The following is an 8,328-nucleotide window of genomic DNA, read 5'->3' as shown; positions in this document are numbered from 1 at the left end:
TTTGTTGAACCATATGACCCATTCATCCTGTCATTCTTACGGTACAAAAGCCCTTCGATTTTATAGTTTTGTTTCATAGATTTTTATCTTTACTAGGAATATTAGCACTATTTGTGTCATTCTGAGCGGAAAAATTTTTGAAAAAAATTTTGGAGTCGAAGAATCTCATTTGCTTTTCGTTGAAAAGCAAATGCAAAAGTCTCTTAAGATGATATTTTGTATTATTTCCAATTATGGTGCCGATAGGCACAAACAGGAAAGCCTTAGCTTTCCAACAACTTTTTAAAAGGGGTCTTGGGGATATCCCCAAGTCGTTGGGAGGTAAAGGGGGTTCTCAAGGGGGAAAGGAACGTACGAAACAGTGCCTTTTCCTCCTTGGTAGATTAAAAGAAAAAATAAATTAGAAATACTAGAGTGGTAGGGCAATGTCCTACAAAATAAAAATAAAATTTTCATAAAAAGTTTTTTAAAACTTTTTCCCACAAAAAAAGAGGAAGAACTCTTCCTCTCTTAACTAACAATCTTGAAAAAACACATCCGCAAGTTCCCCAGCTGTAATATTTCCAAAGTAGTCTTCTAATTTGAAGCTTTCCAATATTTCAATTACTTTTGACTTCTTGTAGTCTATGCCTTCAAGTTTTTCTCTTATTTCTTCCACGTCTTCTTTTCCGAAGAAGTCTCCGTTTATATAAAGATTTCTAATCTTTCCATTGTCCAGGTCATAGGCAAGTTCTACAAAGCCCGCTGGGAATTTTCTATATTGTATTACTTCTCCCACAGGTTTTTTACCATAGTTCCATGCATCCATAGAAAATCTTGAGTCGTAAATTTCCTTAACTCCCTGAAGTTCTTCTTCTGATAACACATACTCTTCTGGTTCTTCGTCAAATTGTTTAAAGATTTCCCTTAGTAGTATTGCTTTAAAGTCCTCTGTTGAAAGGTTTTTGTCTTCAAGGTATGGAGCAATATTTGTAACCCTTGCTCTTACTGACTTTACTCCCTTTGATGCAAGTTTCTCTTTTCTTACATTAAGTGCCTTTGCCAGTTCTTCTAATTGAACATTGAAAAGGATACAGCCATTTGAAAGAACTCTGTGGTTATAAACTGACTGGCTTGAACCGATACATTTTTTTCCGTCGATGGTTATGTCGTTTCTACCAGAAAGTTCAGCGTCAATTCCAATTGCCTTAAGTGCATTTACGATAGGGATATAGTATTGTTTAAAGTCGATTCTATCGTGGCCCTTGGTCTTTGTTACGAAGGAGAAGTTTAGGTTTCCTAAGTCGTGGTAAACAGCACCCCCTCCAGTGATTCTTCTGCACACCTTTAGGTTGTGTTCAATTACATAGTCTTCGTTTATTTCTGCATAGGCGTTTTGGTTTCTTCCTATGATTATAGATGGATCGTTAATCCAAAGGTATACATACTCTTCTTCCTCCAACGGCAAATTTTTAAAGATATATTCTTCAAAACTCAAATTATATTGTGGGTCGTTAGAATGTGATTCTAAATATTTCATCTTGCCACCTCCATCTATCATTATAATATAAATAAGGAAAGAAAAACATCTATTATTGAAATTTTCAGCTATTTAGCTATGAAATTGTTGACTTTCATTATATAATAGAGGGTAGTGAAATTATAGACGAATTTTAATTTTGTTTTTCGCATTAGATTATAATAAATTTAAAAGATTTCACATTGTGGGGTCTTTTTTGATTAAATGTGTAAATTTCAAAGTTTAATTTGAATAATGGACAGAGAATGTGTTAAAATTAACCGTGGATAACGAGGTGGAATATGGAAATTTTAAAAAACTTATTCTCAATGGGCTCTAAAAAAGAGGTTAAAAAAATTGAACCTATTATTGATAAAATTGAAGCCCTTGATGAAGAAATGCAAAAACTCAGTGACGAAGAGTTAAAAAACAAAACAGTTGAATTTAAAGATAGATTAAAAAAAGGTGCTACACTGGACGACCTTTTAGTTGAAGCTTTCGCAGTTGTAAGGGAAGCCTCCTTTAGAGTTTTAGGAATGAAACAATATAGGGTACAGCTAATTGGTGGTGTAATACTACACCAAGGTAGAATTGCGGAAATGAAAACAGGTGAAGGTAAAACACTTGTGGCAACACTACCAGCTTACTTAAACGCACTTCCTGGAGATGGCGTTCACGTTGTAACCGTAAACGACTATCTTGCTAAGCGTGATATGGAGTGGATGGGTAAGGTTCATGAATTCCTAGGACTAACAGTTGGATGTATCGTTCATGGCCTTGACAACGATGAAAGAAAGAAAAATTATAACTGTGATATAACTTACGGTACTAACAACCAATTTGGTTTCGACTACCTAAGGGACAACATGGTTATATATAAAGAAGAGCAAGTACAAAGGGACTTAAACTATGCCATAGTGGACGAGGTTGACTCCATTCTTATAGACGAGGCTAGAACTCCACTTATAATTTCTGGTATGGGAGACGAATCTACCGATATGTATGTTAGAGCGGACAGGTTTGTTAGAACCCTTACTGGAAGAATAATTGACCCTAACGAAGAAAAACAAGACATCTTCGACAAAGAAATAAAGGAAGAAAAAGTTGACTTTGTAGTAGACGAAAAGAAGAAAACTGCATCCCTTACTGAAAAGGGTACTGCAAAGGCAGAACAGTACTTTGGACTTGAAAACCTATCTGATGTTTCAAACATGGAAACAGCTCACCACATAAACCAAGCTCTAAAAGCACATCACACAATGAAAAAAGACATTGACTATGTGCTTAAAGATGGCGAAGTTTTAATTGTAGATGAGTTCACAGGCCGTATTATGGAAGGTAGAAGATACTCAGACGGTCTACACCAAGCCATTGAAGCAAAGGAAGGAGTTGCAGTTCAATCCGAATCTAAAACCCTTGCTACAATTACATTCCAAAACTACTTTAGAATGTACAACAAGCTTTCAGGTATGACCGGTACTGCAAAGACTGAAGAAGACGAGTTTTCTGAAATTTACAATATGGACGTTGTGGAAATTCCTACAAACAAACCAGTTATAAGAGAGGACAACCACGACAGAGTATATATAAACACAGAAGCAAAATACAGAGCCATAGTTGAAGAGGTTAAGAGGGTTCACGAAACTGGACAGCCTATACTTGTAGGTACTGCATCCATCGAAGTTTCTGAAATAATCTCAAGACTTCTTAAAAAAGAAGGCATCCCTCATGATGTTCTTAATGCTAAGCAACACGAGAGAGAGGCAGAAATCGTAGCACAAGCTGGTACATTTGGCAAAGTTACCATCGCCACAAACATGGCAGGCCGTGGTACGGATATTATTCTTGGTGGTAACCCAGACTTTATGGCTAAACACGATATGAAAAAACAAGGTTATGCAGACTATGTGCTTGAAGCCTTAGACTCATTTGTGGAAACAGATGACGAGGAAATCAAAGCGGCAAAAAATGTTTATCATAATCTTTACGAAAAGTATAAAAAACAAACTGACGAAGACGCAAAGAAGGTACTTGAAGCCGGTGGACTATATATCTTAGGTACTGAAAGACACGAGTCAAGACGTGTTGACAATCAGCTTAGAGGTCGTGCTGGAAGACAGGGAGACCCTGGTAGTTCAAGGTTCTTCGTGTCACTAGAAGACAATCTAATGAGACTTTTCGGTGGAGAAACCATCCAAAAGTTTGCTGAAAGAGGCGACTTCCCTGAAGACGAACCACTAGAGTTCAAGCCAGTAACAAAGGCCATTGAAAGGGCACAAAAGAAAGTAGAAGTTAACAACTTTGGTATTCGTAAGCACGTTCTTCAATATGACGACGTTATGAATGTTCAAAGAAAGATAATCTATGGAGAAAGAGAGAGAGTTCTTCAAGGCGAAAACATGAAAGAGTACATTCTTGAAATGTTACATGAAATAATCTCCCTTACTGTAGATAACTTTACTCAAGGTGGAGACCATCCAGAAGACTGGGATATGGAAGGCCTTATGCTATATCTAAAATCTGCATTTATGCCCGAAGGATACCTAGACTTTTCCAACATGAGTGGATGGAAGAGAACGGACCTTAAAAACTATCTAACTGAAAGAGCTGAACAGGCCTACAACGACAAAGAAGCGGAAATGGGCGCTGAAAGATTTAGAGAGATAGAACGTGTTATCCTTCTAATGGTAGTTGATAGAAAGTGGATGGACCACATTGACGCCATGGATCAACTTCGTCAAGGTATTGGACTTAGATCCTATGGTCAACAAGACCCTGTAAGAGCGTATAACGAAGAAGGTTTCGATATGTTCGAAGAAATGAACCACTCTATTAAAGAGGACACATTAAAGGGACTGTTTAATGTTAGACCAGTTGAAGAGATAGAAAGAAAACAAGTTGCCAAGGAAACCAAAACTTCCGAAGACCAAGTAACAATTGTTAAGGGCAAGAAGATTGGAAGAAACGACCCATGTCCATGTGGCAGCGGAAAGAAATATAAAAAATGTTGCGGTAGGGATGCATAGATGGACACATATGTAGTAAATGAAGAGATTAAGGACCTATCCAACGACCTAGAAGAAGTCGGAGACTCTCTTTGACTTACCAAAACTAAGAAGTGAATTAAAAGATTTAGAAAGTAAAACCTTGGAGGAGGGCTTTTGGGACGACAGTGACACTGCCCAAGATGTCTTCTCCAAGATAAAGTCCCTAAAGGACAATGTTGGAGAATATGACAATTTAAGAGAAGAACTTGAAGACCTAAAGACCCTAATAGAACTTGTTCGAGAAGAAGAGTCGCCGGAGTATGACGATGAAATAAATCAGAGGATACAAAGGCTTCGAAAGAAACTGAACAAGGCAAAGCTAAAGACCATGTTAAGTGGCGAATATGACAAAAACAACGCCATATTTGCCATAAACTCTGGAGCAGGAGGCACCGAGGCCCAGGATTGGACTGAGATGCTCCTAAGAATGTACACCAGATGGCTTAGTGACAAGGGCTATAGCTACACGGTTCTCGACTACAATCGTGACACCGAAGGCGGCATAAAATCCGTAACCATGATGGTGAAGGGAATGTATGCCTATGGCTATCTTAAGTCTGAAAAAGGCGTTCATAGACTTGTTAGAATTTCTCCATTTGACTCAAATAAAAAGAGACATACTTCCTTTGCATCGGTGGACGTATATCCCGACATCGACAATCGTAACGATTTTGAAATCGACATGAACGACCTTCGTATCGACACCTATAGAGCAAGTGGTGCGGGTGGACAACATGTTAACACCACCGACTCCGCCGTTAGAATAACCCACATACCAACTGGGGTTACGGTGCAGTGTCAGTCGGAGAGAAGTCAAATTACCAATAGGGAAACTGCAATGAATATGCTTAAAGCAAGGCTTATTGCAATAAAGGAAGAAGAAAACAGAGAAAAAATTGAAGATATTCAAGGAAAGTACAATAAAATAGCATGGGGTTCACAAATAAGGTCATATGTATTCAATCCATATTGCCTTGTAAAAGACCATAGAACCAACTATGAAACCGGAAATATACAGGCAGTTATGGACGGAGAACTGGACGATTTTATTGACGAATATCTAAAGATGAAAGCAATAGATAAATAGAGCACGAGGGTGCTCTTTTTTATGAGGTGGATTTTGAATATAGATTTAAAAATAGCAAAAGAATTAAACATTACGGAAAAGCAGGTTAATGATACAGTAAAATTAATTGACGAGGGAAATACAATTCCATTTATATCCCGTTATAGAAAAGAAGTTACGGGAAACTTAACAGACGAACAGCTTCGTCAACTGGAAGAGCTTTTGAAGTACCAAAGGTCATTGGAAGAGAGAAAAGAAGATGTAATCAGACTTATTGACGAACAGGGCAAGCTTACAAAAGAATTAAAAGAAAAGATTGAAGCTGCAGAATTACTTAAGGAAGTTGAAGACCTATACCTTCCATATAAACAAAAGAAGAGAACAAGAGCAACACAGGCCCGTGAACGTGGCCTTGAACCTCTTGCAAACTTAATGCTAGAGGAAAACTCAACAGACGACGACTTTAACGCTATGGCAAAAGAACTTATAGATGAAGAAAAAGAAGTTCTAACAGAAGAAGATGCAATAAAGGGAGCCATGGACATAATTGCAGAAATGGTTTCAGAGTCCATAGAGTTTAGAGATATACTAAGACATTCTGCCAAAGAAAGTGGAGGAATAGAGTCCACACAAAATGGCGAAGACGAAAACAAGACATATGAGATGTACTATAACTTTTTAGAAAGACTTAAACATCTAAAACCCCACAGAATCCTTGCGCTGTTTAGAGGAGAAAAAGAGGGAGTATTAAAGTTAAAGTTTGACCTAAACGACGAGTACAATATCCAAAAGATTTTACAGTCTTACTCCTACCTTAGTGACAAAGACTATTATAAATACATTGAAGAAGCAGTGACTGACGGATACAAAAGATTATTACTTCCATCAATCGAAACAGAAGTAAAAAACGAATTAAAAGAAAAGGCGGACAAGGAGTCTATAAAAGTATTCGGGAAAAACTTAAAGCCATACCTAATGCAACCACCAATTAAAGAATCAGTTGTAATAGGACTTGACCCAGGCTATAGAACGGGATGTAAGGTTGCAGTAATTTCAAGCCACGGCAAAGTGTTGGACTACACCACAATCTACCCAACAAAGCCGAGAGAAGACATTGCAGGATCAAAGAAAGTTCTAAAAGAGCTAATTGAAAAACATGGAGTAAACCTTATAGCCATAGGAAATGGAACGGCGTCAAGGGAAACAGAAAACCTTGCATCAAGCCTAATAGAAGAACTAAATAGAAAAGATTTATTCTACACCATCGTAAACGAAGCAGGCGCTTCCATCTATTCAGCATCAAAACTTGGACAAGAGGAGTTTCCAGACCTTGACGTAACCATAAGAGGAGCCATTTCAATCGCAAGAAGAATTCAAGATCCACTGGCAGAACTGGTAAAGATAGAACCGGAACATCTTGGAGTTGGACAATACCAACACGACGTAAACCAAAAAGAATTGAAAGAAACCCTTTCAAATGTAGTAGAAGACTGCGTAAACTCCGTTGGAGTAAATGTGAACACTGCATCACCTTCACTACTAAACTACGTTTCAGGAATTTCCAAATCAGTTGCAAAAAATATTGTGGAATACAAAGAAGAAAATGGTCCATTTAAAAATAGAAAAGAACTAAATAAAGTAAAAGGCCTTGGACCAAAAGCATTTACACAATGTGCCGGATTCTTAAGAATACCGGAGTCAGAAAATATTCTAGACAATACGGCGGTTCATCCAGAGAGCTACGAAATTGCAGAAAAACTTTTAGAAAGAGACCTTAACAAAGTGCAAGTGTCAAAAGTTTCAAAAGAACTGGGAATAGGAATTCCAACACTGGCAGACATACTAAAAGAACTTAAAAAACCAGGAAGAGACCCAAGAGACGAAATGCCAAAACCAATCCTTCGCTCCGACGTGCTTTCAATAGACGACCTAGAAGAGGGGATGATACTAAAAGGCACAGTGAGAAACGTGGTAGACTTCGGTTGCTTCGTAGACATTGGAATAAAAAATGATGGACTTGTGCATATTTCACAAATGTCCCATAGCTTTATAAAACATCCATCAGACGTGGTAGAGGTTTCAGACATAGTGGAAGTAAAAATAATAAATATAGATAGAGAAACAGGAAAAGTAGGACTAAGCATGAAATTATAAGGAGAACCGGAAGGTTCTCCTTTAACCTTTCCTGGGTATTTTGTAGGGTTTTCACCCTACCACCTATTTATTTCTAGTATGGTCATTCTTTTTATTCCAACAAGGGGGAAAAGGCACCGTTTCGTACGGTTCCTATCCCCCTTGGAAACCCCCTTTACCTCCCAACGACTTGGGGATATCCCCAAGACTCCTTGTGTAAAGTGGTAGGAAAGCTAAGGTTTTCCTGTTTGTGCCTTCGGCACATAATGTATTATGGATACCTTCTCCCTAGAAATGTCTTCCTCGGCCATGTCATTCTGAGCGGAAAAATTCTTGAAAAGAATTTTGTAGTCGAAGAATCTCGGACAGTTTCTAAAGAAACTGTCCGTCAAAGTAGCCTGGATTGTTTTGCAGGGTTAAACCCTACGAAGTGTGTCGACCCTCCGCTCTGTCATCTTGAGCGAAAAAATTTCTGTAAGAAATTTTGAAGTCGAAAGATCTCGAGATTTTCTTTGAAAATCTCGCAAAAGTCTCATAACATATTGCCATGGTATAATAAAACCACAAACCACCACCAGGAGCAA

4 protein-coding genes are annotated in these 8,328 nt (G+C 38.0%); 3 read left to right on the top strand and 1 reads right to left on the bottom strand.

The window, feature by feature from the left end; translation table 11 throughout:
* Positions 1 to 514 precede the first annotated feature (514 nt).
* Complete coding sequence (lplA, locus tag WKS98_RS06415; protein WP_498917895.1) at positions 515 to 1,519, bottom strand: lipoate--protein ligase; 1,005 nt, start codon at positions 1,517 to 1,519, stop codon at positions 515 to 517.
* 281 nt (positions 1,520 to 1,800) lie between these two features.
* Between lplA and secA the strand changes: the two genes are divergently transcribed.
* The 3 genes from secA (at position 1,801) to WKS98_RS06400 (ending at position 7,765) form a co-directional block, all read left to right on the top strand.
* Positions 1,801 to 4,524: a preprotein translocase subunit SecA gene (gene secA, locus WKS98_RS06410; protein ID WP_498917893.1), complete on the top strand. Its 2,724-nt coding sequence runs from the start codon at positions 1,801 to 1,803 to the stop codon at positions 4,522 to 4,524.
* Positions 4,525 to 5,632, top strand: a protein-coding gene (prfB, locus tag WKS98_RS06405; RefSeq protein ID WP_498917891.1) for a peptide chain release factor 2 whose coding sequence is annotated in 2 segments (ribosomal slippage) — positions 4,525 to 4,596 and positions 4,598 to 5,632 — 1,107 coding nt in all. Because the reading frame shifts where the segments join, the coding sequence is not laid out codon by codon here. It abuts the gene before it with no gap.
* Between the two features lie 33 nt (positions 5,633 to 5,665).
* The gene (locus WKS98_RS06400) at positions 5,666 to 7,765 is read left to right on the top strand and encodes a Tex family protein (protein ID WP_498917889.1); all 2,100 of its coding nucleotides are present in this window, start codon (positions 5,666 to 5,668) and stop codon (positions 7,763 to 7,765) included.
* Positions 7,766 to 8,328: the final 563 nt, after the last annotated feature.

It is taken from the genome of Lagierella sp. ICN-221743 (genome assembly GCF_037890055.1).
In the GTDB taxonomy this organism is placed as follows: domain Bacteria; phylum Bacillota; class Clostridia; order Tissierellales; family Peptoniphilaceae; genus Mediannikoviicoccus.
The sequence above is the reverse complement of the archived record's forward strand: the minus strand, read 5'-3'. Positions and strand labels throughout refer to the sequence as shown.